Source organism: Rhizobium sp. BK591 (assembly GCF_014195045.1).
GTDB lineage: Bacteria > Pseudomonadota > Alphaproteobacteria > Rhizobiales > Rhizobiaceae > Rhizobium > Rhizobium anhuiense.
The window spans coordinates 433746-459366 of record NZ_JACIAZ010000001.1; the positions used below are offsets into that span (position 1 = coordinate 433746).

A 25621-nucleotide genomic window follows, 5' to 3' on the forward strand; every position below is an offset into this window, starting at 1 on the left:
GGAGCGCCCGTCCAACAGGACGTGCCAAGGAGCCTATTGCTTTGAAATTTGCGCATGATTCTTTCCGAAAATCGATTCCGATTTTCGCACTTATGCGCTGGTCGAATATCGGTAATAGTCCTGCAGACCGTTGACCAGGGCGTCGAACGTGGCGCGGCAGCGCGGCGAGGTCTTCAGGCTCGCATGCATCGCCACCCATGTACCGAGCGGGATTTTGAAGGCATCGGGCAGGATGTGCACCAGGTCAGGATTTTCCCGCGCAAGCCCGGTCTGGCAGATGCCAATGCCGACGCCGGCGCGGATTGCGGAAAGCTGGGCAAGGTTGCTGTCGGTCCTGTAGGAGAATTCGATGCCGGGCACCGCATAGCGTTTCATCACCATGCGTACATAGGCCGTCTGCCGGTCGAAGCCGATCAGCCGGTGGTTTGCGAGGTCAGCCAAGGTTTGCGGAATTCCGTATCGGCTGAGATAGCGGCGATGGGCGTGAAAGCCGAGCGGGATATCGCCGATGCGGCGCACGAGGAGCGCATCCTGCTGCGGCTCGGCCATGCGCACGGCGATGTCGGCCTCGCGGTTCACCAGGTCCTCGATGATATCGGAAGCCGAGAGCTCGATCTGGAGGTCGGGATAGGTCTCCTGCAGCGGTCCGAGAATCCCAGGCAGCACCTCGACGGCGATGACTTCGCTGGCGCTGACCCTGACCGTTCCAGCCACGCGTTCGCGCTCACCGGATGCGGTGCGCAACAGGGCGGCAGCGGTTGCCGCCAGTGTTTCGGCATAGGGCTTGAGCGCCAGTGCGGCGTCGGTCGGCAGCAATCCATTCGGCGAGCGGGTGAAGAGTTCGGCGCCGATCGCCAGTTCCAGTGCATCGACATGGCGGCCTATGGTCGGCTGGGTCAGCCCCAGTTCTCGGGCGGCGGCTGAAAGCGATCCCTGCTGGAGCACGGTCAGGAAACTGCGGTAGAAATCCCAGCTTGGTTCAACGCTCATATATTTCTGTATAGCAGATGCAACAATTTCGTCAATTTTGTTTATGCCTTGCTGATGGCATGATCCTCTCATCCAACCGAAGGAGATGAATGTCATGAACAGCGAAATGCAGATGACGGCCCTCGTCCTCGGCGCGACCGGCGGTATCGGCGGCGCGGTTGCCCGCAAGCTGCTTGGGCGCGGCTGGCGCATCCGGGCGCTCAACCGTGATGCAGCCAAGGCGTCGAGGCGCGAGCCGGCTTTCGAATGGCTGCAGGGCGATGCGATGAATGCCGGTGACGTGCTGAGGGCGGCTGAAGGCGTCGGCCTGATCGTCCACGCCGTCAATCCGCCCGGCTACCGCGACTGGGAAAAGCTGGTGCTGCCGATGCTGGACAATACAATCGCCGCCGCCCGCGCCGTCGGCGCGCGCATTGTGCTGCCGGGCAACGTCTATAATTTCGGCCCCGATGCCTTGCCGGCGCCGACGGAGGAAAGCCCGCAGCATCCGGTGACGAAGAAAGGGGCGATCCGCGTCGACATGGAGAAGCAGCTGAAGGCCGCCTCGCAGTCCGGTGCCGGCGTGATCATCGTCAGGGCGGGGGATTTCTTCGGTCCGGGCACGACTGGCAACAGCTGGTTTTCGTCTGGCCTCGTAACCCCCGGTAAGCCGGTCGGCACGATCAGGAATCCCGCACGGCGCGGCATCGGCCATCAATGGGCCTATCTGCCCGACATGGCGGAAACCATCGCCCAGCTCGTCGAGCGGGCCGATCGGCTGCCGCCTTTCGCCGTCTATCATATGGAGGGCTTCTGGGATGCGGACGGCATGCAGATGGCCGAAGCGATCAAGCGCGTCGCCGGCGGCAAGGCGAAGATCGCCGGCTTTCCCTGGTGGATCGTGCCGCTGGCAGCACCCTTCGTTCCTGTGATGCGGGAGATCAAGGAGATGCGTTATCTCTGGAAGGTGCCGGCGCGGATGCGGAACACCAGGCTCACGGCCGAGCTCGGAAGGGAGCCGCAGACGCCGATCGACGAGGCCGTCAGGGCTTCGCTCGCGGCGCTTGGCTGCCTGCCTGAACCGCATCGCGACATGACGACCGCCTTTATCGGGCATTCGCCTGAAAAGATGCGTTAGGTCCGAAGTTCGGCCAGCGCAATCCGGGCGACCGTCAGGGCTTTTTCTGCCTGCTCGATGTTCGGATCGCCGAGGAACCAGGCGGCGGAAAGGCCGGAATAGGCAGATATCCATTGCAGCAGCCGTTTCGGCTCGAGCCCAGCCGCTGCTGAGACGACTGCGAGCTGGCGGCGGAAGCGAGCCGGATCGGTGATCGTTGGCAATTCCTCATTGGCGAAGATGTTGGCGAAATCGAAGCCGCGTTCGCCGTGGAGCCGCTTCGGATCGATCGCCAGCCAGCCGCGCGACTCGAAATCGAGGATATTGCCGTGGTGGATGTCGCCGTGAAGGATGGCGACGTCGCGCGGATCGGCAAGGAGGGCGTTGGCGATCGCCGAACAATCGGCAAGCGTGCCGCCATGCTTGGCTGCTGCCGGCTCCAGATCGCGGAACCAGCGGGTGAGGGGCACGGGATCGGGAAGCAGTTTTTCGCGCGGCGCATGCAGCCGTGCCGCTGTCTGACAGAGAATGCGGCTTGCCTCGTCGTCCTCACCATTCATCGCCATGGCAAGCAGCGAGCGTTTCCCCATCGCCCTTTCCAGCAGCACGGCGTCGTCCTCACGGGCGAAGACATAGGCTGCGCCGTCACCATCCCACCATTGCATCAGCAGTGCGCCATATCGCTCGTCGATATCGGCAGCCACTTTCAACATGGCGGGCCCATCCTGCCAGAGGACCGGCAGCAACAGGCTCGAATGGGTGATGATCGGCTCGCCGTCTTGTATGAGCGACCAGCGATGGAGATAAGAATCGAACATGGCGACACGCTACAAAGATGCATCGAAAATGGAAATCCCGCCTTTCGGCGGGATTTCGCGGTTTGCATTGCAAAAGGCTCAGGCGACTTTTTCGAGGATAGGATAGTCGATATAGCCCTTGCCGGTGCCGCCGTAGAAGGTCGACTGGTCGGGCGTGTTGAGCGGCAGATGGTGTTCCAGGCGCTCGACGAGGTCGGGATTGGCAATGAAGGGCTTGCCGAAGGCGACGAGATCGGCGCGGCCGCTTTCGACGGTGTCGATCGCCAGATCACGGTCGTAGCCGTTGTTGACCATCCAGTCGGCCTTGCCGCCGGCCCTTTCGTAAGCTTGGCGCAGCGCCTTGTATTCGAAGGAGGGATTATCGCCCTGCTTGTAGTCACGGTCGCCGCCGGTCTGGCCTTCGATGACATGGAGATAGGCGAGGTCGTATTTGGCCAGGCCTTCGACGATGTGTGTAAAGGTCGCCTGCGGATTGGAATCGTAGCTTTCGCCGGACGGCGTCACCGGCGAGATACGGATCGCGGTGCGGCCGGCGCCGATTTCCTTGACCACGGCATCGACGACTTCGAAGGTCAGGCGGGCACGGTTTTCGATCGAGCCGCCATATGCATCGCTACGGTCGTTGACGCCGTCGCGGATGAACTGGTCGAGCAGGTAGCCGTTGGCGCCGTGGATCTCGACACCATCGAAGCCGGCATCGATCGCGGCCCGGGCGGCCTTGCGGTAATCCTCGATAATGCCGGGAATTTCGGCGGTTTCAAGCGCGCGCGGCTCGGAGGTGTCGGCGAAGCCGCCGGTGCCGTCGGCATTGACCAGATAGGTCTTGGCCTTGGCGACGCGGTTGGTCGAGGAAACCGGCTTGCCGTCGTTCGGCTGCAGCGTCGTGTGCGAGATGCGTCCGACATGCCACATCTGCACGACGATCTTGCCGCCAGCAGCATGGACCGCGTCGGTGACGCGCTTCCAGCCGTCGAGAGCCTCCTTGGTATAGAGACCCGGCACATTGGCATAACCCTGGCCTTGATGTGTGATGGCTGTCGCTTCGGTGATGATCAGGCCGGCGCTGGCGCGCTGGCGGTAATATTCGACGTTGAGGTCGTTGGGGATTGCGCCCGGCGAGCGGTTGCGGGTCAGCGGCGCCATGACGATGCGGTTCTTGACGGGGATGTCGCCGACTTTCGTGGGTTCGAAAAGCTTGGCCATGATGGTCCTTTCTTTTGCGGGAGGATCACTCGGCAGGAGCGAGGGCGGCTCGGCCCCTGGCGGAGAGATAGGTGAGCACCGTCGCGCCGAGGCCGATTAGGGCCATCAAGGCTGCGGCGAGTGGAACGCGGGTGAGATCGAAGCCCGCGTCGATGACCAGGCCGCCGACCCAGGCGCCGAGCGCATTGCCGGTGTTGAAGGCGCCGATGTTGATCGTCGAAACAAGATTCGGGGCGTCCTTGCCGAAGCCGACGACGCCGACCTGAAGCGCCGGCACGGCGGCAAAGCTTGCCAGTGCCCAAAGGAAGAGGGTGATTTCGGCCGGGATGAAGAAGCGGCTCGTATAGCTGAAGGCGATCGAGGTGATGGCGATCGCGGCAAAGACGCCGGCAAGCGTCGCGCCGAGCCGCCAGTCGGCAAGCTTGCCGCCGACGAGGTTGCCGACGGTCAGCCCGAGGCCGATCAGGAACAGCGTCCAGGTGACGCCTTCGGGCGACACGCCGGTGACGTCGCGCAGCAGCGGCGCGATATAGGTGAAGAGGGCGAACATCGAGGCGGCGAAGAAGACGGTGGTGGAGAGCGCCAGCCACAGGCCGCCATTCCGGAGTGCCGCGATCTCGCGCAGGATGCTGCCGTTTTCCTGCTGCTTGTCCCTCGGCAAAATGGCGATCAGGCCTGATATAGTGACGATGCCGATGACGGTGACGACACCGAAGGTGGCGCGCCAGCCATAGGCCTGGCCGATCGCGGTGCCGAGCGGCACGCCGAGAACATTGGCAAGCGTCAGGCCGGTGAACATCAGCGCGACGGCGCGAGCCTTGCGGTCTTCGGCGACCAGTCCGGCGGCGACGACCGAGCCGATGCCGAAGAAGGCGCCGTGGCAAAGCGCGGTCACGATGCGGGCGATCATCAGCACCCAGTAGCCGCTCGCCAGAGCGCACAGCAGGTTGCCGGCGATGAAGAAGGCCATCAGCGCAATCAGGGCGGTGCGGCGCTTCAGCTTCGCAGTCGAAACGGCCATCACGGGTGCGCCGATTGCGACCGCCAGCGCATAACCGGTTACCAGCCATCCGGCCTGCGGGATCGTCACCGACAGATCGGCGGCGACCTCAGGCAGCAAACCCATGATGACGAATTCGGTGGTGCCTATCGCAAACGAGCTCAAGGCGAGAACGAGGAGGGCGAGGGGCATTCTAAAGGTCCTGCGTCAGTTGCTTGAGAAAAGCGGCGATCGTTTCTTCGTTTCGCTTGTAGAAGATCCACTGGCCGACGCGTTTGGTGGTGACGAGGCCGGCGCGATGCAGCGTCCCGAGATGAGCCGAGACCGTCGACTGCGACAGGCCGCAGCGCTCGAACTGACTGGCGCAGACACCCATTTCGAAAGGGTGCTCCTGCGAGGGGAAATGTTGCTCGGGGTTTTTCAGCCAGTTCAGAATGTCCATCCGGGCGGGATGAGCGAGTGCCTTGATAATCTCGTCTTTGTCCATCGTCGTTCGCCGAACTATAAATCGTGTTTGACCGATATATTGATCGTCGGAACTCGATATGCAAATCACGGAGGCGTGAGGTGGCGGCTTTTAGTGGGTGCGCAATTTTTGGGCAAAAAAAGAGGGCCACCGGAAAACCAGGGCCCTTGTAATTGTGAAGGTCAAAAACCTCCAGAGGGGAACAGCTAATGCGGTGGTACTGGGAGAGAAACCACAAGATGCATCAGCTGAGATGGATATGGTGCTTCCTTGAGCAGGTTTCAATGCTTTTTTGTGCATGTCTGCTATGCGCCGCACAATTTTTTTGCGGTGCGGCATTTCCCTGGGCAAGCAAGGCAAAAAAAGAGGGCCACTGGAAAACCAGGGCCCTTATAAGTGTGAAGGTCAAAAACCTCCAGAGGGGAACAGCTAATGCGGTGGAACTGGGAGGAAAAGCCACCATGTGCATCAGCTATGTGCGATATGGTGGTTTAATGGGCAAACGGCAACCCTCATTTGTGCATGCCAGTCATGCGCCTTCTGCATAGTATGCAAAACGTCGACAAAATCGGGCTTAAAAGTTCCAGTTTCTAGCCTTGCTGACGATGAAATCGCGGAAGGCCTTCAGCTTGGCGGCGTTCTTGATTTCATCGGGATAGCAGAAATACGTATCGAAGGAGGGGACGTCGGCATTGATCGCCAGCTGAATCAGGCCGGGGTCGCGACCGACGATGTAATCCGGCAGGCAGGCGACGCCGATGCCGAGCAGGGCGGCTCGCTTGATCGAGGTCTGGCTGTTGATCTGCAGATGCGGGATGCGCTTGTTGTCGGACGAGCGGCCAGCGACCTCCAGCCAGTTGACGTCGAGCAGGTAGCTCGGCGCCGGCTCGCCGAAGGTGATGATGCGGTGATTGTCGAGATCCTCGATCTTCTGCGGCTCGCCATGGCGGTTGATATAGGACGGAGCCGCATAGACGTGCATGTGCACGGTGAAGAGCTTGCGCTGGATGAGGTCGGATTGCTGCGGCTGGCGCAGGCGAATCGCGCAGTCGGCATGGCGCATGTTCACATCCACTTCCTCGTTGTCGAGGATCAGCTGGATCTGCACATCGGGATAGAGCTGCAGGAATTCCTGGATCTTGTCGGTCAGCCAGCCCTGGCCGAGACCGACCGTCGTCGTGACGCGCAGCTTGCCGGACGGCGTCTCGGTCGTCTCGGTGAGCTGCATCTTCACGGTTTCGAGCTTCAGCAGCACGTCGTGGGCGGTGCGATAAAGCAGTTCGCCCTGCTCCGTCAGAATCAGGCCGCGCGCATGGCGGTGAAACAGCTTGGTGCCGACATCCTGCTCCAGCGCGCTTACCTGGCGGCTGATGGCGGATTGGGACAGATGCAGTTTATCCGCCGCATGCGTGAACGAACCCGCCTCGGCAGCTGCGTGGAAAATACGCAGCTTGTCCCAATCCAATGGCATTCCCCCACCCCTCATGCCGATCTTACTCCGCGGCCACGGCGACGGGCATGTGGCCCGTCAGATATCGCTCGGCTTCCAGTGCTGCCATGCAGCCCAGGCCGGCGGCGGTGATCGCCTGGCGGAACGTGTCGTCGGTCACGTCGCCCGCAGCATACACCCCCTCCAGGCTGGTCGCGGTCGAATCCGGTGCGGTCCAGAGATAGCCATTGTCCTTCAGCTTCAGTTTGTCCTTGAAGAGCTCGGTTGCCGGCGCGTGGCCGATGGCGACGAAGACGCCGTCGATCGTAACCTCGGTGATCGCCCCGGTACGCGTGTCGCGCAGGCGGGCGCCGGATACGGATTGCGGCATCGGCGGCTTGGCCGGCGTGCCGGTGATCTCTGCCACTTCGGTGTTCCACAGCACCTTGACATTGTCCTTGGAGAACAGACGCTCCTGCAGGATCTTCTCGGCCCGGAAGAAATCGCGGCGGTGCACTACGGTGACCGACTTGGCGATGTTGGAGAGATAGAGCGCCTCTTCGACGGCGCTGTTGCCGCCGCCGACAACGATCACATCCTTGTTGCGATAGAAGAAGCCGTCGCAGGTGGCGCAAGCCGAAACGCCGAATCCCTGGAAATGCTGTTCGCTCTCGATGCCGAGCCATTTGGCCTTGGCGCCGGTGGCGATGATCAGTGTATCCGCGGTCCAGACCTGGCCGCTGTCGGTGCGGGCGACGAAGGGACGCTGGTTCATGTCGACTTCGGTCACGAGATCGTTGACGATCTCGGCGCCGACATGTTTTGCCTGCTGCAGCATCTGTTCCATCAGCCAGGGACCCTGGATCGGATCGGCAAAGCCCGGATAATTCTCCACATCGGTGGTGATCATCAGCTGGCCGCCCTGTTCGAGACCGGCGATCAAAACCGGTTTCAGCATGGCGCGCGCGGCATAGACCGCGGCAGTATAGCCTGCGGGTCCGGAACCGATGATGAGCACCTTGGTATGGCGGGCGGGCATGTCATTTCCTTTCGACTGGCAGGAGGGCGGCGGCTAAGTGGTGATTGCGGCCGTTTCGCGGTCCATGGGCCATTTATGAACGTCCAATGCTTTTATTCAAGGGCAGCCTTGCGTTACCAACAAGGCAAATCGCCAGGATGTGCAAGAATCCGTCATCGGCGTGAAACATTCTTGCGTATTCCGCCGCTTTATATAGAAGCTCCCCGCGGAGAATTAAAGAAAGGCAATGATGTGGGTCGCGCCGAACTCGACGTCATCGACATAAAGATACTCCGGGAGCTGCAGGCCGACGGCCGCATGACCAATGTGGAGCTCGCCGATCGCGTCGGCATCTCGGCGCCGCCCTGCCTGCGCCGGGTGCGCAAGCTCGAGGAAGCCGGCATCATCGAGGGCTATCACGCGATGCTGAACAGCCCGAAGCTCGGCTTCGACCTCGTCGCTTTCTGCATGGTTGGCCTCAAGCACCAGTCGGAAGGCAATCTCAAGGCCTTTGCCGCCGCCACCACCGAATGGCCGCTGGTGCGCCAGGCGTGGATGGTCTCCGGCGACAGCGATTTCCTGCTGCATTGCGTGGCGGAGAACCTCACCCGCTTCCAGGATTTCGTCATCGAGGTGCTGACGGCGAACGAACATGTCGATACCGTGCGCACCATGCTGACGATCCGGCAGGTGAAGAAGCTGGGACTGGTGGAAGTCTAGACTCCCAATTGCTCCCGTCCATTACTTGCGCGAGATATAGCCGCCCCGGTTGATGCCGTGGCGCTGGAGCTTGTCGTAGAACGTCTTTCTCGGAATACCGAGCGCTTCGATGGTGCGGCGCACGTCGCCGTCATTGGCCGACAGCGTGTCGCGGATGATCTCCGCCTCGTAGCGTTCCAGTCGTTCGGGAAGCGTGGAGCCCGCCGGCTGCGCAGGGACCACTGCCGCTCCACCGCCTTCCACACCAAGCACCACGCGTTCGGCATAATGCGAGAGTTCGCGGACATTGCCGGGCCATGTATGCGAGGCGAGATGCTGCCGCACACCGGGCGAAAGCGGCGGGACCTCGCGGCGAAACCGCTCCGCGGCACGGGCGGCGAAATGGGAGAACAGCAGCGGAATATCGTCGCGGCGTTCTCGCAGCGGCGGAATGGAGATCGTCACAACATTCAGCCTGTAATAGAGATCCTCGCGAAAATCGCCGCGCACCGAGGGATCCCCGAGGTCGATCTTGGCAGCCGCGACAACGCGAAGATCGACCGGGCGCACCTCGTTGGTGCCGAGCGGCGTGATCTCGCGCATCTCCAGCACTCGCAGCATCTTGACCTGCGTGGCGGCCGGCATGCTCTCGATCTCGTCGAGGAAAAGCGTGCCGCCGCTTGCATGTTCGATGCGGCCCGTGCGGCGCTTCTGAGCGCCGGTAAAGGCGCCGGCTTCGTGGCCGAACAGTTCGCTTTCGATGACGGTTTCGGGCAGAGCGCCACAGTTGAGCGCCACGAAATTGCCCTTCCGGCGGTGGCTCCACTGATGCAGGATCTGGGCAACCACTTCCTTGCCGCTGCCCGTTTCGCCGGCGACCAGCACGTCCACATCGGTATCGGCGATATGGCGAAGAATGTTTCTCAAGTTTTCCATGACAGGCGTCTGGCCGATCAGCGGCAAGTTCTCCTGCGCATCCTCGGCTGCTTTGCGCAGCATGCGGTTCTCCAGAACAAGCCGCCGCTTCTCGCTGGCGCGACGCACGCTTTGGACGAGCCGATCGGCCGCGAAGGGTTTGGCGATGAAATCATAGGCGCCGTCCTGGATCGCCTGAACGGCCATCGGAATATCGCCGTGGCCGGTCATCAGGATCACCGGCAGGTCGGCATCCATGCCCTGCAGCGTGGCGAAGAGTTGCAGTCCATCGATCTCCGGCATGCGGATATCGGTGACGACGGGGCCGGCGAAGTCGGCCGGCAGGTCCGCCAATGCGGCTTTCGCCCCGTCATAGGCGGACACGGTGAAACCGGCGAGTTCGAGCGTCTGGGCGGTGGCGCGGCGCAAATCCTTGTCGTCGTCGATCAGCGCAACGGGGCTCAGTGTGTCCATGAGCTCAAGCCTTCCTCAGATGAACGATGAAGCGGCTTCCCCCGCTGTCGCTGACGACCTCCATCCGGCCGCCGTAATCGCCGACGATATCCTTGGAGATGACCAGCCCGAGACCGAGACCGCTCTCTTTCGAGGTGTTGAACGGGGTGAACAGGCCTTTGCGAATGTCAGGCGGAATGCCGGGGCCGTTGTCGGCGACCGTCACCGTTATCATCTCCGCATCGGCTGACGTTCTGACCTCGACGCGGCCCTCTCCGGCCTTCGGCGCCACCGCCTCCAGGGCATTCTGAAGCAAGTTGATCAGCACCTGTTCGAGACGGATCCGGTTTCCCATCACCTGCAGCTCAGGCGGCGGCAAGTCGATGTCGAGCAAATCCATTCGCCCGGCAAACCGGCTGCGCAACAGCATCACAGCACCCTCGATGACGTCCTTCAATCCTGTCGGTTCGGCGCTGCCTCGGCCTTTGCGGGCAAAGGTCTTCAGCTCTTCGGTGATCGCACCTATGCGCTCCGTCAGCGCCGCAATGCTTTCGAGATTTTCGCCGGCTGGCGCCGCCTGGCCGCGATCGAGGAAGGTGCGGGCATTGTCTGCATAGGCACGGATGGTCGCCACCGGCTGATTGATCTCATGAGCGACGCCGGCCGCCACCTGGCCCAGGATGGCCAGCCGGTTGGCCTGCACCAGATCCTGCTGCACCGCCTGCAGCTTCTGCTCTGTGCTCTTATGGCCGATGATTTCGGCCTGCAGCCGGTCCCGCGCCTGGCTGAGATCCAGCGTCCGCTCGACTACCCGCCGTTCCAGTTCCTCCCGCGCCTGCTGTTCTCTGGATATCCGCAGGGTGATCGCATGCCGGCGGCGCAACAGGAAGGCTGCTGCGGCCAACAGCGGCAAGAGGATGAGCAAGGCCAGCATGCGGGCTTCGCGAATTCCCGCATCGACGGACGGCCCGAGCGTCACGAGATGCTGCAGCTGCCATCCGGTGGCCGGAACCGGCATCCCGACATCGAGAAACCTGGTTTTTCCGGCATCGCCGGGCATGACGATCTCAACGACGTCAAGGCCGTCCCCGAGGTTCCTGATAAGATCGAGCGGCAGGGGCTGAAGCGGCGCAGCGCCGAATTGAAGGCTTTCGCGGATCGCAGTCAGCCGGTCTTCGGCGATCCGGCCGATCGTCATGAACCGCCATGATGGAAGACTGGTGATGAGGACGATGCCGCGCTCGTCAACGACATAGGACGGGGTGCCCGAGGCATTCCAATCCGCCTCGACGTCGTCGAATTCGACCTTGACCACGACGACACCCAGCAGGCCATTGCTGCCCGAAATCCGCTGGGAGATATAGAGGCCCGGCTTCTTGCTGACCGTGCCAAGTGCGAAGTGCTCGGCCTGTCCTCGTTCGACTGCCCCTTGGAAATACTCGCGGAAGCGGTAGTCATTGCCGACGAAGCTCGTCGGTTCGCGCCAGTTGCTGGCCGAAACCGCCATGCCGTCCTTGTCGATGACATAGATGACGGCGGCCTTCGTGCCCGCCGCCAAATTTTCCAGCTTCTGACTGAGCCGCTCGAACGCGCCGGCATCCTTTCCGGCCAGCGCCGCGGCGAGTGCTGCGTCCTGCGACAGAACGAAGGGAAGCGCCCGGTATTTTTCGAGAACCGTGCGCAGCAAAGCCGCATTCAGTCTCGCATCCATGCGGGCCTGTTCCTCAAGGGCGGCCTCCGCCCGGTGCCGGCCGATCTCGCCGCCAGCCCAGAGGCTTGCGACGACGGCGAGGAGGGCGAACACGGCATAGGTCCACCACATCCGGTGGATGCGGTGCTGCAGGGGCAGGGAAGGCCACAATTTCGGCGACACGGACATGGCGGATTTGTGCATTTTTCTGCACGAAACGCAAATGGATTTGTGCGGATTTCCGCATTTCTTAATTAGCTGTCAGCAGCCCCGTAAATTTTTCATTAATAAATTCAATCTGTTGGTTGGTCGGCGTGAAACTGGCACGGTGATTGCGAAGGAGATGGCAACAACGGCTGAGCTGTTGGATTTGAAGCGAACGGCTCGGGAGGCCGGAGTTCGTTCCGGGCGAGCCATTAGGAGGACATCATGATCGCAGCACCACTCGATGCAGTCGCAGGCAGCAAGGGCAAGAAGCCCTTTTATAGCCATCTTTACGTTCAGGTTCTCGTGGCCATTGCTGCGGGTATCCTTCTCGGCCATTTCTACCCCGAACTCGGCACCCAGCTGAAGCCGCTCGGCGATGCCTTCATCAAGCTCGTCAAGATGATCATCGCCCCGGTCATCTTCCTGACCGTCGCGACCGGCATTGCCGGCATGAGCGATCTGCAGAAGGTTGGCCGTGTCGCCGGCAAGGCGATGCTGTACTTCCTGACCTTCTCGACATTGGCGCTCATCATCGGCCTGATCGTCGCCAACGTCGTCCAGCCTGGCGCCGGCATGAACATCGATCCGGCCTCGCTGGATCCGGCCGCCGTCGCCACCTTTGCCGCCAAGGCGCATGAGCAGAGCATCGTCGGCTTCCTCACCAATATCATCCCGACGACGATTGTCGGCGCCTTTGCCGATGGCGATATTCTGCAGGTCCTGTTCTTCTCGGTGCTCTTCGGCATCGCGCTCGCCATGGTCGGCGAAAAGGGCGAGCAGGTCGTCAATTTCCTGAATTCCCTGACGGCTCCCGTCTTCAAGCTCGTCGCCATCCTCATGAAGGCTGCCCCGATCGGCGCCTTCGGCGCCATGGCATTCACCATCGGCAAGTACGGCGTCGGATCGATCGCCAACCTCGCCATGCTGATCGGCACCTTCTACGTCACCTCTCTGCTCTTCGTCTTCATCGTTCTCGGCGCCGTCGCCCGCTACAACGGCTTCTCGATCGTGGCGCTGTTGCGCTACATCAAGGAAGAGCTGCTGCTGGTTCTCGGCACCTCGTCTTCGGAGGCGGCGCTTCCGGGCCTGATGAACAAGATGGAAAAGGCCGGCTGCAAGCGCTCGGTCGTCGGCCTCGTCATCCCCACAGGCTATTCCTTCAATCTCGACGGCACCAACATCTACATGACGCTGGCTGCACTCTTCATTGCCCAGGCAACCGGCATCCATCTCTCCTGGGGTGACCAGATCCTGCTGCTCCTGGTGGCGATGCTGAGCTCCAAGGGTGCCGCAGGCATCACCGGCGCCGGCTTCATCACCCTGGCAGCGACGCTCTCCGTCGTCCCCTCCGTACCGGTCGCCGGCATGGCGCTCATCCTCGGCATCGATCGTTTCATGTCGGAATGCCGGGCGCTGACCAACCTTGTCGGCAATGCGGTTGCAACGATCGTCGTGGCACGCTGGGAAAATGAGTTGGATACGGCGCAGCTGGCCGCGGCGCTGGACGGCCAGACAAGCGAGGACGCTCCGGCTGCCGGGCTCCAGCCGGCCGAGTAATCGGCCAGGACGTTCACAGTCTTGAAAATCCTGCAGCGGCCCGTTCTTCAGCGGGCCGTTTCTCTTTTCTGCTTCAGCCGCGGTTGTCGCCGAGCAGGCTGTTGTAAACGGCGGCGATCGCGCCTGCTTCCTTCTCCAGCGCGAAATTCGCCCTGACATGCCGCAGCGCATTTTCGCCATGCGCAATCGCCAAGGCGGGATCGGTGATATAGGGCGCGATTGCCCGCGTCAGCGCCTCGCCATCGCCGGCGGCAACGACCGAACCCGTCTCGCCCTCAACGATGAGCTCGGCGTAGGCGCCCGCATCCGATGCCACCACCGCGGTGCGCGAAGCCATGGCTTCAAGCGGCGTCAGGCCGAAGCCCTCGTTGCGGGAGGGCGCGACGTAAAGCGTCAGGCGGCGATACCAGATCTTGATATCGGGCACTTCGCCGAGAAAGAGGATACGGTCGCTAAGCCCGGCGGCGGCGACATCGGCCTTGAGCTTGTCACCGAATGCCGCATGCTCCGCCGTCACGCGGCCGGAGACGATCGCTGTCCATTCCGGATTCTGCGGCAGCAGTTCGATCATCGCTTTGACGAAAAGATCGGTGCCCTTCTGGTGGCGCACGCGGCCGAAACAGCCGATAAGATGGCGTCCGGGCAGGCCGGTGGCGGCGATGCCGTCCTCTGCCGTTTCCGGCGGATGAAAGAGGGCAAGGTCGACGCCGTGCTGGATGACCGTGTGCGGCACCTCGAGGAACGAGCCGGAACGGTCGCTGGTCGCGATGACGGCGTCCATGCGGCGGATCAGCCATTTCGTATAGGCGGTGTGGCGGCGTTGGGCAGCCGAGGTGAAGAGCAGCTTCAGCGGCATGCGCATGAGATGGCGAAGCAGGATGCCGACGGCCATCTCGTTGTTGCGGCGCGCGTGCCAGACACGCTGGCGCCGGCGTGCCGGCGGGCGCCAGAGGCCAAGAAGCTGGCGCCACCTCAGTTTCGGCAGGCCTTCCGGCAGGCCGGGGCCAAGGGTTGCGATCTTTATGCCGAGCCGGATCTGGCAGGGAATGAGCTGAACAATGGTCGACGTGACGCCGGAGAGCCGGCGCTTGAAATTGGGCGCGATGATCTCGACGTCACGCATATCGGGCAAGGGATAGGTCTCGCGGCTGGCGGGCGATCAGCCCCAGGAAACCTGGAGGATTTCGTAGGCCTTGGAGCCGCCCGGCGCATTGACCTCGATGGAGTCGCCGACTTCCTTGCCGATCAGCGCACGGGCGATCGGCGAAGAGATGGAGATGCGGCCGGCCTTGACGTCGGCTTCCTGGTCGCCAACGATCTGATAAGTCTTTTCTTCCTCGGTGTCCTCGTCGACGAGCTTCACCTTGGCGCCGAACTTGATCTTGTCGCCCGACATCTTCGTGAGGTCGATGACCTCGGCACGCGCCGTCAGGTCTTCCAGTTCGCTGATGCGGCCTTCATTATGGCTCTGGGCTTCCTTGGCGGCGTGATATTCGGCGTTTTCGGAAAGGTCGCCATGAGCACGGGCTTCGGCGATCGCCTCGATGATTCGGGGGCGCTCCTCCTGCTGACGCCAGCGCAGCTCTTCCTGCAGCTTGACGAAACCACCCTGTGTCATCGGTACCTTTTCAACCATTTTTCTGTCCTTCACTCCTTGTATCCGCTCGTCCGTGCTTTTCGAGCAATCAGCCGCAGACACAAAAGAAAACAGGTCCCGAAGGGGAGCTTCGGAACCGTGCCACAATCCTAGTTAAGTGCTTATAGCAGATCGCCAAGGCCGATTTCCAGAAAATTCGCATAAACGAAACGCAACCCACCGCGGCATCCGGTGGCGCGCCTGAAAAATGGGCAAAGGTGACGTCGCTCCCATTGACTTTGCATATAAGAACATATAGTGAACATACTAATGAAGAAGTCGCTAACAGAACGCTTGGCCATCCTTTCCGATGCTGCGAAATATGACGCTTCCTGCGCTTCCAGCGGCACGGTGAAACGTGATTCTCACGCAAGCGGCGGCCTCGGTTCGACCGAGGGATCCGGCATTTGTCATGCCTATGCGCCGGATGGACGGTGCATTTCGCTGCTGAAAATACTGCTGACCAATTTCTGCATCTACGACTGCGCCTATTGCGTCAATCGCTCGTCGAGCAATGTCGAACGGGCGCGCTTTACGCCTGAAGAGGTCATCTGGCTGACACTGGAATTCTATCGCCGCAATTATATCGAGGGCCTGTTTCTTTCTTCCGGCATCATTCGTTCGTCCGATTACACGATGGAACAGATGGTTCGCGTCGTCCGCGAACTGCGTGTGACGCATAATTTTCGCGGCTATATCCATCTGAAGTCGATCCCTGAAGCATCACCGCATCTGATCGAGGAGGCGGGGCTTCATGCCGACAGGTTGTCCCTCAATATCGAGTTGCCAACGGATAGCGGCATTACCCGTTTCGCGCCGGAAAAGAAGCCCGCCAATATAAGGCGATCGATGGGGGATCTGAGGCTGAAGATCGAGGCCGCCGGCGAGCCGACGCTGCGGACGAAGAAGCGTCAGCGTTTTGTGCCGGCCGGTCAGAGCACGCAGATGATCGTCGGCGCCGATGGCGCCAACGACGCGACGATCCTTGCCACCAGCGGCCGGCTTTACAGCAGCTATGGCCTGAAGCGCGTCTATTATTCCGCCTTCAGCCCGATCCCGGATTCGTCGAAAAACCTGCCGCTGATCAAGCCGCCGCTGATGCGTGAACACCGGCTTTATCAGGCCGACTGGCTCTACCGATTCTACGGTTTCGGCATCGATGAGATCACCGCGAACCAGGCGGGAGGCATGCTCGATCTCACCCTCGACCCGAAACTTGCCTGGGCGCTCGCCAACAGGGCCGAATTTCCTGTCGATATCAACAAAGCCGAGCGCGAGCGGTTGCTGCGCGTGCCCGGTCTCGGCACCAAGACCGTCAAAGCGATCGTTTGGGCTCGCCGTTTTCGCCGCCTGCGGATCGACGATCTCCAGCGGCTCGGCATTTCGATCAAGAAGGTCCAGTCCTTTATTTCAGCGGAAGGCTGGTCGCCGCGCCGTCTGATCGACCGCCCCGACCTTCGCGCCATGTTCGAGCCGCAACCTGAACAATTGTCGTTGCTGTGATGCGCCGGGTCGTGCTGGCAGGACGCGGGGATCTTGCCGAATGGCGTGATGCCGCGCGGGCCTTTGCTGCCGCCGGCATATCGCCTGAAGAGATCGATTGGCGCGAAAAAGATGAAGAGGCCGATCTCGCTTTTCAGCGCGACGCCATGCCGCCGGCGCCGATCATGGCACGCAAGCCGATGACGGTGCCGACCGCCTTCATCGATCTTGCCGAGACCGTTCTCTGCCATTCCGATCCGGTGCGGTTTTCCCTGCTTTACCGGTTGCTCTGGCGGCTGCAGCTGGACCGGCAGCTGCTCGAAGTGGCCTCCGACGAGGACGTTGTCCGTGCCAGGCTGATGGCGAAAAACGTTCGACGCGACGCGCACAAGATGACGGCTTTCGTCCGCTTCAAGGAAGTGGGTGCGGTATCGGCAGACCGTCGGAAATTCCTCGCCTGGTTCGAGCCGGACCACCATATCGTCAGGCGCACAGCGCCCTTCTTCCAACGACGCTTCACCGACATGGACTGGCTGATCGCCACGCCCAAAGGGTCAGCCGCCTGGGACGGCGAGCGGCTGATGCTAAACGACGCGCCGTGTGAAAAGCCCAATCTCACCGATGCCACCGATGAACTATGGCGCACCTATTACGCCAGTATCTTCAACCCAGCGCGATTGAAGCTGAAGGCGATGCAGTCGGAGATGCCGAAAAAATACTGGAAGAACCTGCCGGAAGCCGATCTCATCCCCGGGCTGATCGCCTCGGCGGAGAGGAAGGTGCGGGCCATGGCCGCACGGGAGGCGACGCAGTCACTGCCCTTCCACGATCGCTTGCAGGAGGCCGCGCGCAATATTCCTGTCGTGCCCGAAGCGCCGGCGGGCACGCTGGAAGCGCTGCGCGCGGACGCTGCCGTCTGTACCCGCTGTCCGCTGCATGCGACGGCGACGCAAACCGTATTCGGGAGGGGCCACGCGATGCCGAGGTGATGTTCGTCGGCGAGCAGCCAGGCGACCAGGAGGATATATCAGGGCGTCCCTTCGTCGGTCCGGCCGGCCGGCTGCTGGATCAGGTGATCGCAGAAGCGGGCATCGACCGCTCGCGGCTCTATGTCACCAATGCCGTCAAGCATTTCAAATATGAGCCGCGCGGCAAGCGTCGTATCCACCAGAAGCCCAATATGGGCGAGGTGAAGCATTGCCGCTGGTGGCTCGATCTGGAGATGACGCTGGTCAAACCGAAGCTCATCGTTGCCATGGGAGCGACGGCGCTGGCGGCGCTGACCGATGCGAAGCAGCGGTTGCAGGATGTCAGGGGGAAAGCCATTGCGATCGACGACAGGCGAACGCTCTTCGTGACGGTGCATCCTTCCTATCTGCTGCGTATTCCCGACGAGCGGCTGAAAGCCGAGGAGCTGGCGCGGTTTCGCGAAGATATGGCGAAAATCCAGCGGCTTATGGCAGCGGCTGGATAAATCGATTCCGGAGCTTCGAGGTGTGCATCACCGCTCATCGAGCGGTGATGCTGCCCTATCTCAGGCGAAGTAGCTCTGCAGCGGCCGCACTTCGAGATTGCCGGCCTTCAGCGCCTTGATCGCCTGGGCGGCGGCCTCGGCACCTGCCATCGTCGTATAATAGGGCACCTTCTGCATCAGCGTTGCACGGCGCAGCGACTTGGAGTCCGAGATCGCCTTGTTGCCGTCGGTGGTGTTGATGACAAGCTGGACCTGGCGGTTGCGGATTGCGTCCTCGATGTGCGGACGGCCTTCCAGCACCTTGTTGATCTTGGTGGCGGTGATGCCGTTTTCGCCGAGGAAGCGGGCGGTGCCGCCGGTCGCCAGCACCTTGAAGCCCTGCTCGACAAGGATGCGGATCGCCGGCAGCACGCGCGGCTTGTCCTCGTCGCGCACTGAGACGAAGACCGTCCCGTCACGCGGCAGCTCGACGCCGGCGCCGAGCTGCGACTTGGCGAAGGCAAGGGCGAAATCGGTGTCGAGGCCGATGACTTCGCCGGTCGAGCGCATTTCCGGGCCGAGCAGGGTGTCGACGCCGGGGAAACGGGCGAAGGGGAAGACGGCTTCCTTGACGGCGATGTGCTTCAGCTTGCGCGGATCGGGCTTTTCGCCGTAGGCGGCGAAGGTCGCGTCGAGTTTCTCGCCGGCCATGACGCGGGCGGCGATCTTGGCGATCGGCGCGCCGATGGTCTTGGCGACGAAGGGCACGGTACGCGAGGCGCGCGGATTGACCTCGAGAACGTAGACGATGCCGTCCTTGATGGCGAACTGGACGTTCATCAGGCCGCCGACATTGAGCGCCTTGGCCATCGCCTTGGCCTGGCGCTCCAGCTCGTCGATCAGTTCGACGGGCAGCGAGCGCGGCGGCAGCGAGCAGGCGCTGTCGCCGGAATGGATGCCAGCTTCCTCGATATGCTCCATAATACCGGCGACATAGACGTCGGTGCCGTCGGAGAGGCAGTCGACGTCGACTTCGATCGCATGAGAGAGATAGCTGTCGAAGAGCAGCGGGTTCTTGCCGAGCAGGGTGTTGATCTGGCCGGTCTTGTCGTTGGGATAGCGCTGCTTGATATCTTCAGGCACCAGTTCCGGAACCGTGTCGAGCAAGTAGCTCTGCAACTGGCCCTCAGAATGCAGGATCTGCATGGCGCGGCCGCCGAGCACGTAGGACGGGCGCACGACCAGCGGGAAGCCGATTTCGGCCGCGACCAGGCGGGCCTGCTCGACCGAATAGGCGATGCCGTTGTTCGGCTGGTTGAGATCGAGCTTCATCAGGAGCTTCTGGAAGCGGTCGCGGTCTTCGGCAAGGTCGATCATGTCAGGCGCGGTGCCGAGGATCGGAATGCCGTTCTTTTCCAGCGCCTCGGCAAGCTTCAGCGGCGTCTGGCCGCCGAACTGGACGATGACGCCGACGACTTCGCCCTTTTCCTGCTCGGCGCGCAGGATCTCGATCACGTCCTCGGCGGTCAGCGGCTCGAAATAGAGGCGGTCCGACGTGTCGTAATCGGTCGAGACGGTTTCGGGATTGCAGTTGATCATGATCGCTTCATAACCGGCATCCTTCAGCGCGAAGGCGGCATGGCAGCAGCAATAGTCGAACTCGATGCCCTGGCCGATACGGTTCGGGCCACCGCCGAGAATGACGACCTTCTTGCGGTCGGAGACTTCGGCCTCGGAGCGGGCGGCGCCGGCGAAGGGCGTCTCGTAGGTTGAATACATATAGGCGGTCGGCGAAGCGAATTCGGCGGCACAAGTATCGATGCGCTTGAAGACCGGCCGGACGTTCAGGCCGTTGCGCAGTTCGGCGACTTCCTTCGGGCGTTTGCCGGTCAGCGTCGCCAGGCGGGCGTCGGAGAAGCCCATGGCCTTCAGCATGCGCAGGTTGGTGGCATCCTCCGGCAGGCCGTGCTCGCGGATGCGGGCTTCCATGTCGACGATGTTCTTGAGCTCAGCGAGGAACCACGGGTCGATCTTGCAGCCTTCATGCACCTCTTCGATGCTGAGGCCCTGGCGCAGCGCCTGGGCGACCATGCGCAGACGGTCCGGCGTCGGCGTGCCGATGGCGGCGCGGATGGCGTTCTGGCTGGATTCACCTTCCTCGAAATCAGGAATTTCGATTTCGTCGAGGCCGGTCAGGCCGGTTTCGAGGCCGCGCAGCGCCTTCTGCAGTGATTCGGCGAAGGTGCGGCCGATCGCCATGACTTCGCCGACCGACTTCATCGCCGTCGTCAGCACCGGCGAAGCGCCGGGGAATTTCTCGAAGGCGAAACGCGGGATCTTGGTGACGACGTAGTCGATCGACGGTTCGAATGAGGCAGGCGTTGCGCCGCCGGTGATGTCGTTTTCCAGCTCGTCGAGTGTATAGCCGATCGCGAGCTTGGCGGCAATCTTGGCGATCGGGAAGCCGGTGGCCTTGGAGGCGAGCGCCGACGAGCGCGAGACGCGCGGGTTCATTTCGATGACGACGAGACGGCCGTCCTTCGGATTGACGGCGAACTGGACGTTCGAGCCGCCGGTTTCGACGCCGATCTCGCGCAGCACCGCAATCGAGGCGTTGCGCATGATCTGGTATTCCTTGTCGGTCAGCGTCAGCGCCGGCGCGACGGTGATCGAATCGCCGGTATGGACGCCCATCGGATCGATGTTTTCGATCGAGCAGATGATGATGCAGTTGTCCGCCTTGTCGCGGACGACCTCCATTTCATATTCCTTCCAGCCAAGCACCGATTCCTCGACCAGCACTTCGGTGGTCGGCGAGGCGTCGAGGCCGCCGCCGACGATCTCGAAGAATTCCGAGCGGTTGTAGGCGATGCCGCCGCCGGTGCCGCCGAGCGTGAAGGAGGGGCGGATGATGGCGGGCAGGCCGACATGATCGATGGCCTGGGCCGCGATCGCCATGGCATGGCTCATGTAACGCTGCTTGCGGTCGCTCTCGCCGAGGTTCCACTGGTTTTCCAGTTCGTCCAGCGCCTTGTCGAGCTCGGATCCGGACAGGCTTTCGCGCAGCTTGTTGCGCTCGGCCTCGTGCGTCTTGCGGTCGAGGTCCTTGATGTCGGTGGCGTTGGCCAGCATCGAACGCGGCGTTTCCAGGCCGATACGGGCCATCGCCTCGCGAAACAGCGCGCGGTCTTCGGCCATGTCGATGGCGGCGGGCTTGGCGCCGATCATCTCGACATTGTAGCGATCGAGCACGCCCATGCGCTTCAGCGAAAGCGCGGTGTTCAGCGCCGTCTGGCCGCCCATGGTCGGCAGCAGCGCATCCGGGCGCTCCTTGGCAATGATCTTGGCGACGACCTCGGGGGTAATCGGTTCGACATAGGTGGCGTCGGCAAGGCCCGGATCGGTCATGATCGTCGCCGGGTTGGAGTTGACGAGGATGACGCGGTAGCCTTCCTCCTTCAGCGCCTTGCAGGCCTGGGTGCCGGAATAGTCGAACTCGCAAGCCTGGCCAATGACGATCGGTCCCGCGCCGATGATGAGGATCGATTTGATGTCTTGGCGCTTCGGCATGGGCGATATCCATTTCTAGCTGCGCAAAAAGCCGGCCAGGGTGGGAGATCACCGGGTCGGGTCGCGCATTGAGGGTCTTTTCAGGCTAGAAGCGGCTTATAGGCAAATGTATTTGCAAACGGAACCCCATAAATCGCGGAATCGACAGGAATCCAACACGGCGCGAACGGCTATTTAGCGTCCGGCCCGACGAGCAGCCGGAATCCCTAGCCTTGCTTCGGGACGAGCGAAAGCGGGAGTCCCGCCAGGGGCCTGCGGCGCCGTGCGTCTTCCTTAGGTGAAGCGGCGGCGCACGTCCTCGGCATAACTGCGGCTGACCGGGATTTGCGTGCCGTCACGGGTGAGGATCAGCAGCCTGCCATTGTCGCGTTTCAGGCTTTCGACATGGGCGTCGGCCACCCAATGCGAGCGATGGACACGAAGACCAGGCGTCGCGGCGGTTTCCTTCAGCGCGTCGGCGAAACGCAGGAGCAGCAGTTCGCGCCCGCGGCTGGTCACCACCTCGGTATAGTGATCCTGGACGGAAAGGCGCAGCAGAGGGCCACGATTGTCAGGCTTCAGCCGATCGAGGATCGAGAGGCGGGGGCTGGTTTCCTCAGGAACTGCGGCTTCGGCGATTTTCTGGCTCATCGCCATGTAAGTCAGAAGGCAGAAAAGAGCGCAGAGAGGGATGGCGAAGAGCGCGCGGTAGAGGCCGCTTTCCAGCGTAGTCGCTTCACCGGTGAAGGCGTAGTCGACGAGGCCGATGGCAAAACCGATCGGCAGGGCGGCTATGAGCGAACCGGCCATCATGCGGGCAAACATCGAAGCGACCACCTCCCGCAACAGTCTTTCGGCGATGACCGCGCAGAGAATGGCGATCGCCCAGGCAAGGGCATGCAGGGTCAGCCAGTAGGCGAGGCGTTCGCCGAAGGCCATGCTTTCCATCGTGCCGTAGGGGCCGGTGACGGCAAAGAGCAGGACGATCGCGGCAAAGGTTCCCCAGAAGCGCCGGGAATGGAGAAAGACCTGCAATTCGCGAAGCGTGGATTGCAAGAAGGGGTGAATCACGAAGTTTTCCTGCCGTTCGCGCGGTTCGGATTGAGGCAGATGCAGTCTTGGCGGAAAGACGGATCGAATTCAACCGGATGCCGCCCATGACCCTCGAACCGCTCCTCGACGCCCCGCTTGCCGTCCAGATCCATGTCGCCGTCGTTACGCCGGCAGCACTTCTCGGCGCCTATATCCTCCTGCGCCCCAAAGGCACGCCGCGCCACCGGCTGTTCGGCAGGATCTGGATGGCGCTGATGGTCGTGACGGCGATATCGAGCTTCTTCATTCATGAGCTCGATCTTTTCTACGGGTTCAGCCCGATCCATCTTCTGTCCATCGCAACATTGTTCGGCAGCTGGAATGCGATCGCGGCGGCTCGTCGCGGCGATATCCGTCTTCACAGGCGCATCGTCGCCGGTCTTTATTTCGGCGGCATCGTTCTTGCCGGCCTGTTTACTTTCGTGCCCGGCCGGATCATGCATGCGGTCGTCTTCACCGGCGGGCAATGGCCGGCGGCCCTTGCCGCGGCGGTGATCGGCTCGATCCTGGCCGCAATCGCGCATCGTCGCCGGCGCGGGCGCCTGATGGCCCGATGAAGCCGCTGGAATTCCGGCCGCTGACGGATATATAGATTCCTTGAGTGCAAGCACGGGGCATTGCCGGGGAGAGCGAAGATGGAATGGAGAGGCCGGCGTCAGTCCGACAATGTCGAGGATCGCCGCGGTGATCCGGGCGGCGGAGGTTTCGGCCGCGGGGGCGGCTTCAATTTTCCGTCCGGCGGGGGCGTTCGCCGTGCCGGCGGCGGCCTCAGTATCGGCACGATCATCTTCCTCGTCGTCATCTATTTCATCTTCAAGATGATGGGCATCGACCTGTTGCAGGTGCTCGACACCGGCGGCGTGACGACCGGCCCCGGCTACGAGCAGAGCCAGTCGGGCGGAACGCGCACGCCTGCCAATGACGAGATGACCGCTTTCATGCGCACCGTTCTTGCCGAGACCGAGGATACCTGGCAGGGCATCTTCCAGGCGCAGGGCCAGAATTACGAGGAGCCGCGCCTCGTGCTGTTCTCGGGTTCGACCGCATCGGCCTGCGGCTCCGCATCATCGGCTACCGGGCCGTTCTACTGCCCTGGCGATCACAAGGTCTATCTCGACACCGAATTCTTCCAGGAGCTTTCCGACCGGTTCGGCGCGTCGGGCGATTTTGCCGAGGCCTATGTCGTTGCCCACGAGGTGGGCCATCATGTGCAGAACCTGCTCGGCATCCTGCCGAAATTCAATCAGGCCCGCCAGCGCATGAGCGAGGAGGAAGCCAACAAGATGTCGGTGCGCGTCGAGTTGCAGGCCGATTGCTTTGCCGGCATCTGGGGCAAATATACCCAGCAGAAGGGCCTCTTGGAGTCCGGCGACCTGGAGGAAGCGCTGAACGCTGCCCAGCAGATCGGCGACGACACGCTGCAGAAACGGTCGCAGGGCTACGTCGTCCCCGAAAGCTTCAACCACGGCACCTCGGCGCAGCGCGTCAAATGGTTCAAGCGCGGTTTCGACAGCGGCCAGCTGTCGGCCTGCGATACGTTTTCCGGGCCGATCTGAGAGGGTGAGAGGTAGAGGCGCGTAGCACGCGCCCACGCAGCCGTTTCAATCCTTTTGCTTACTTCTCGCTGTCCATATCCTGCAGCATATGTTCGGGATAACGCCCACCTGCAGCCGCATCCTTCGGCACGGCGCGTTCGATGGCGGCGAAATCGTCTGGTGACAGGTCGACCGCGCGTGAGCCGAGCGCCTCGCTCAGCCGGTCGCGGCGGCGGGCGCCGATGATCGGGACGATATCCTTGCCCTTGGCGGCGACCCAGGCGATGGCGATCTGGGCGACCGAGACGCTCTTTGCCTCGGCGATCTCGCGCAGCTTCTCCACCAGAGCGAGGTTTTGTTCGATATTGCCTTCCTGGAAGCGCGGGCTGTAGGCACGGAAATCGCCGGCCGTCGCACCCTGGCCCTTCTGCCAGTGGCCGCTGATCAGGCCGCGCGAGAGCACGCCGTAGGCGGTGATCGAGATGCCGAGTTCGCGTGTCGTCGGCAGGATCTTCTCCTCGATGCCGCGCGAGATCAGCGAATATTCGATCTGCAGGTCGACGATCGGGGCAACAGTGGCGGCGCGGCGGATCGTATCGGCACCGACCTCCGACAGGCCGATATGCCTGACATAACCTGCCTTGACCATGTCGGCGATGGCGCCGACCGTGTCCTCGATCGGCACCTTCGGATCGAGGCGGGCCGGGCGGTAGATGTCGATATAGTCGACACCGAGGCGCTGCAGCGTGTAGCTGAGGAAGTTCTTCACCGCGACCGGGCGGGCATCGATGCCGTTCCAGCCGCCGACGGGATCGCGCAGGCCGCCGAACTTGACGCTGATGACGGCGCTCTCGCGCCTGCGGCCTTTCAATGCCTCGCCGATCAGCATTTCATTGTGGCCCATGCCGTAGAAATCGCCGGTGTCGAGCAGGTTGATGCCGGCATCGAGCGCGGCATGGATCGTCGCGATGCTTTCTGCGCGATCCGAGGGGCCGTACATGCCCGACATGCCCATGCAGCCGAGACCGATGGCCGAGACATCGGGTCCGGTCTTTCCTAAACGATAAGTCTGCATTTGTCTTCTCCATCAGTTTGCGCCACGCGGCGCAATCGGGTATCCGCGCCGGGGGCGTCCTCGATGCCGTTCTACCGCTTTCGCATGCGGGCGATAATCGGGCGGCACAGGACGGGCTGTACGGCGAAATGCACAATGACCAGTCTTTTTACCGGTGTTCTCTGGTGATCTGGAAGCCGTCGCAGCGATTGCAAGGGAACGCCCGGCGATCGGCTGGGCGGCTCTCGATCTCCTGAAGCTGGAACGGCAGCGCGCGCC

The 25621-nt window shown here is 62.3% G+C and carries 20 protein-coding genes and 1 pseudogene; 7 read left to right on the forward strand and 14 right to left on the reverse strand.

Features of this window, described 5'->3' with window-relative positions; all coding sequences use genetic code 11:
- Positions 1 to 90: 90 nt before the first annotated feature.
- On the reverse strand, positions 91 to 990 hold the full coding sequence (locus tag FHX10_RS02030) for a LysR family transcriptional regulator (protein ID WP_063474547.1): 900 nt from the start codon (positions 988 to 990) through the stop codon (positions 91 to 93).
- Between the two features lie 94 nt (positions 991 to 1084).
- On the opposite strand from FHX10_RS02030, the gene FHX10_RS02035 reads away from it, so the two are divergent.
- On the forward strand, positions 1085 to 2107 hold the full coding sequence (locus tag FHX10_RS02035) for an NAD(P)H-binding protein (RefSeq protein WP_047611139.1): 1023 nt from the start codon (positions 1085 to 1087) through the stop codon (positions 2105 to 2107).
- Here FHX10_RS02035 and FHX10_RS02040 read toward each other — a convergent pair.
- The 6 genes from FHX10_RS02040 to trxB all read right to left on the reverse strand — a co-directional run bounded on the left by FHX10_RS02040 (position 2104) and on the right by trxB (position 8041).
- Positions 2104 to 2904 carry an aminoglycoside phosphotransferase family protein gene (locus FHX10_RS02040; protein WP_047611136.1) on the reverse strand — a complete coding sequence of 267 codons (801 nt, stop codon included), beginning with the start codon at positions 2902 to 2904 and terminating at the stop codon, positions 2104 to 2106. The genes FHX10_RS02035 and FHX10_RS02040 overlap by 4 nt on opposite strands.
- 78 nt (positions 2905 to 2982) lie before the next feature.
- Positions 2983 to 4107 carry an alkene reductase gene (locus tag FHX10_RS02045; RefSeq protein WP_063474548.1) on the reverse strand — a complete coding sequence of 375 codons (1125 nt, stop codon included), beginning with the start codon at positions 4105 to 4107 and terminating at the stop codon, positions 2983 to 2985.
- A gap of 25 nt (positions 4108 to 4132) precedes the next feature.
- On the reverse strand, positions 4133 to 5299 hold the full coding sequence (locus FHX10_RS02050) for an MFS transporter (protein WP_028758409.1): 1167 nt from the start codon (positions 5297 to 5299) through the stop codon (positions 4133 to 4135).
- Position 5300: 1 nt separating this feature from the next.
- Positions 5301 to 5594, reverse strand: coding sequence for an ArsR/SmtB family transcription factor (locus FHX10_RS02055; protein WP_028758410.1), 294 nt, complete (start codon positions 5592 to 5594; stop codon positions 5301 to 5303).
- A gap of 553 nt (positions 5595 to 6147) precedes the next feature.
- The gene (locus tag FHX10_RS02060; protein ID WP_003581089.1) at positions 6148 to 7044 is read right to left on the reverse strand and encodes a LysR family transcriptional regulator VtlR; all 897 of its coding nucleotides are present in this window, start codon (positions 7042 to 7044) and stop codon (positions 6148 to 6150) included.
- 22 nt (positions 7045 to 7066) lie between these two features.
- Positions 7067 to 8041, reverse strand: coding sequence for a thioredoxin-disulfide reductase (trxB, locus tag FHX10_RS02065; RefSeq protein WP_028758411.1), 975 nt, complete (start codon positions 8039 to 8041; stop codon positions 7067 to 7069).
- Between the two features lie 231 nt (positions 8042 to 8272).
- Here trxB and FHX10_RS02070 point away from each other — a divergent pair, with 231 nt between their 5' ends.
- Positions 8273 to 8740, forward strand: coding sequence for an Lrp/AsnC family transcriptional regulator (locus FHX10_RS02070; RefSeq protein WP_017994786.1), 468 nt, complete (start codon positions 8273 to 8275; stop codon positions 8738 to 8740).
- 21 nt (positions 8741 to 8761) lie between these two features.
- On the opposite strand, the gene FHX10_RS02075 is transcribed toward FHX10_RS02070, so the two are convergent.
- The gene (locus tag FHX10_RS02075) at positions 8762 to 10108 is read right to left on the reverse strand and encodes a sigma-54-dependent transcriptional regulator (protein ID WP_047611123.1); all 1347 of its coding nucleotides are present in this window, start codon (positions 10106 to 10108) and stop codon (positions 8762 to 8764) included.
- A gap of 4 nt (positions 10109 to 10112) precedes the next feature.
- Positions 10113 to 11981 carry an ATP-binding protein gene (locus tag FHX10_RS02080; RefSeq protein ID WP_047611122.1) on the reverse strand — a complete coding sequence of 623 codons (1869 nt, stop codon included), beginning with the start codon at positions 11979 to 11981 and terminating at the stop codon, positions 10113 to 10115.
- A gap of 225 nt (positions 11982 to 12206) precedes the next feature.
- Here FHX10_RS02080 and FHX10_RS02085 point away from each other — a divergent pair, with 225 nt between their 5' ends.
- Positions 12207 to 13541 carry a dicarboxylate/amino acid:cation symporter gene (locus FHX10_RS02085; protein ID WP_047611120.1) on the forward strand — a complete coding sequence of 445 codons (1335 nt, stop codon included), beginning with the start codon at positions 12207 to 12209 and terminating at the stop codon, positions 13539 to 13541.
- Positions 13542 to 13614: 73 nt separating this feature from the next.
- Here the strand turns inward: FHX10_RS02085 and FHX10_RS02090 are convergent, their stop codons facing one another.
- Together FHX10_RS02090 and greA are read right to left on the reverse strand one after the other, a co-directional pair.
- Positions 13615 to 14673, reverse strand: a complete 1059-nt coding sequence (locus tag FHX10_RS02090) for a glycosyltransferase family 4 protein (RefSeq protein ID WP_082849685.1) — start codon at positions 14671 to 14673, stop codon at positions 13615 to 13617.
- Positions 14674 to 14700: 27 nt separating this feature from the next.
- A complete protein-coding gene (gene greA, locus FHX10_RS02095) occupies positions 14701 to 15177 on the reverse strand; it encodes a transcription elongation factor GreA (RefSeq protein WP_017965278.1) in 477 nt (158 codons plus the stop codon).
- Positions 15178 to 15447: 270 nt separating this feature from the next.
- Between greA and FHX10_RS02100 the strand changes: the two genes are divergently transcribed.
- Together FHX10_RS02100 and FHX10_RS02105 are read left to right on the forward strand one after the other, a co-directional pair.
- Positions 15448 to 16680 carry a putative DNA modification/repair radical SAM protein gene (locus tag FHX10_RS02100; protein ID WP_063474550.1) on the forward strand — a complete coding sequence of 411 codons (1233 nt, stop codon included), beginning with the start codon at positions 15448 to 15450 and terminating at the stop codon, positions 16678 to 16680.
- Positions 16680 to 18133: pseudogene (locus FHX10_RS02105) on the forward strand (UdgX family uracil-DNA binding protein). Before FHX10_RS02100 ends, FHX10_RS02105 begins: the two are co-directional and overlap by 1 nt.
- Positions 18134 to 18193: 60 nt before the next feature.
- Here FHX10_RS02105 and carB read toward each other — a convergent pair.
- Both carB and FHX10_RS02115 read right to left on the reverse strand, forming a co-directional pair.
- Positions 18194 to 21682: a carbamoyl-phosphate synthase large subunit gene (carB, locus tag FHX10_RS02110; protein WP_047614239.1), complete on the reverse strand. Its 3489-nt coding sequence runs from the start codon at positions 21680 to 21682 to the stop codon at positions 18194 to 18196.
- A gap of 273 nt (positions 21683 to 21955) precedes the next feature.
- The gene (locus FHX10_RS02115; RefSeq protein WP_063474551.1) at positions 21956 to 22732 is read right to left on the reverse strand and encodes a LytTR family DNA-binding domain-containing protein; all 777 of its coding nucleotides are present in this window, start codon (positions 22730 to 22732) and stop codon (positions 21956 to 21958) included.
- 47 nt (positions 22733 to 22779) lie between these two features.
- On the opposite strand from FHX10_RS02115, the gene FHX10_RS02120 reads away from it, so the two are divergent.
- Together FHX10_RS02120 and FHX10_RS02125 are read left to right on the forward strand one after the other, a co-directional pair.
- Positions 22780 to 23310 (forward strand): DUF2306 domain-containing protein, encoded by a 531-nt coding sequence (locus FHX10_RS02120; RefSeq protein ID WP_063474552.1) that lies wholly within the window; start codon positions 22780 to 22782, stop codon positions 23308 to 23310.
- Between the two features lie 78 nt (positions 23311 to 23388).
- Complete coding sequence (locus tag FHX10_RS02125; RefSeq protein ID WP_028759077.1) at positions 23389 to 24309, forward strand: neutral zinc metallopeptidase; 921 nt, start codon at positions 23389 to 23391, stop codon at positions 24307 to 24309.
- A 58-nt stretch (positions 24310 to 24367) separates the two neighbouring features.
- Here FHX10_RS02125 and FHX10_RS02130 read toward each other — a convergent pair whose 3' ends face one another.
- Positions 24368 to 25363 carry an aldo/keto reductase gene (locus FHX10_RS02130; protein ID WP_063474553.1) on the reverse strand — a complete coding sequence of 332 codons (996 nt, stop codon included), beginning with the start codon at positions 25361 to 25363 and terminating at the stop codon, positions 24368 to 24370.
- Positions 25364 to 25621 lie beyond the last annotated feature (258 nt).

Bases quoted from the DNA above. Each gene is read 5' to 3' on its own strand.
- FHX10_RS02030 (WP_063474547.1), bottom strand. From the start codon at position 990: ATGAGCGTTGAACCAAGCTGGGATTTCTACCGCAGTTTCCTGACCGTG.
- FHX10_RS02035 (WP_047611139.1), top strand. From the start codon at position 1,085: ATGAACAGCGAAATGCAGATGACGGCCCTCGTCCTCGGCGCGACCGGC.
- FHX10_RS02040 (WP_047611136.1), bottom strand. From the start codon at position 2,904: ATGTTCGATTCTTATCTCCATCGCTGGTCGCTCATACAAGACGGCGAG.
- FHX10_RS02045 (WP_063474548.1), bottom strand. From the start codon at position 4,107: ATGGCCAAGCTTTTCGAACCCACGAAAGTCGGCGACATCCCCGTCAAG.
- FHX10_RS02050 (WP_028758409.1), bottom strand. From the start codon at position 5,299: ATGCCCCTCGCCCTCCTCGTTCTCGCCTTGAGCTCGTTTGCGATAGGC.
- FHX10_RS02055 (WP_028758410.1), bottom strand. From the start codon at position 5,594: ATGGACAAAGACGAGATTATCAAGGCACTCGCTCATCCCGCCCGGATG.
- FHX10_RS02060 (WP_003581089.1), bottom strand. From the start codon at position 7,044: ATGCCATTGGATTGGGACAAGCTGCGTATTTTCCACGCAGCTGCCGAG.
- trxB (WP_028758411.1), bottom strand. From the start codon at position 8,041: ATGCCCGCCCGCCATACCAAGGTGCTCATCATCGGTTCCGGACCCGCA.
- FHX10_RS02075 (WP_047611123.1), bottom strand. From the start codon at position 10,108: ATGGACACACTGAGCCCCGTTGCGCTGATCGACGACGACAAGGATTTG.
- FHX10_RS02080 (WP_047611122.1), bottom strand. From the start codon at position 11,981: ATGCACAAATCCGCCATGTCCGTGTCGCCGAAATTGTGGCCTTCCCTG.
- FHX10_RS02085 (WP_047611120.1), top strand. From the start codon at position 12,207: ATGATCGCAGCACCACTCGATGCAGTCGCAGGCAGCAAGGGCAAGAAG.
- greA (WP_017965278.1), bottom strand. From the start codon at position 15,177: ATGGTTGAAAAGGTACCGATGACACAGGGTGGTTTCGTCAAGCTGCAG.
- FHX10_RS02100 (WP_063474550.1), top strand. From the start codon at position 15,448: ATGAAGAAGTCGCTAACAGAACGCTTGGCCATCCTTTCCGATGCTGCG.
- carB (WP_047614239.1), bottom strand. From the start codon at position 21,682: ATGCCGAAGCGCCAAGACATCAAATCGATCCTCATCATCGGCGCGGGA.
- FHX10_RS02125 (WP_028759077.1), top strand. From the start codon at position 23,389: ATGGAATGGAGAGGCCGGCGTCAGTCCGACAATGTCGAGGATCGCCGC.
- FHX10_RS02130 (WP_063474553.1), bottom strand. From the start codon at position 25,363: ATGCAGACTTATCGTTTAGGAAAGACCGGACCCGATGTCTCGGCCATC.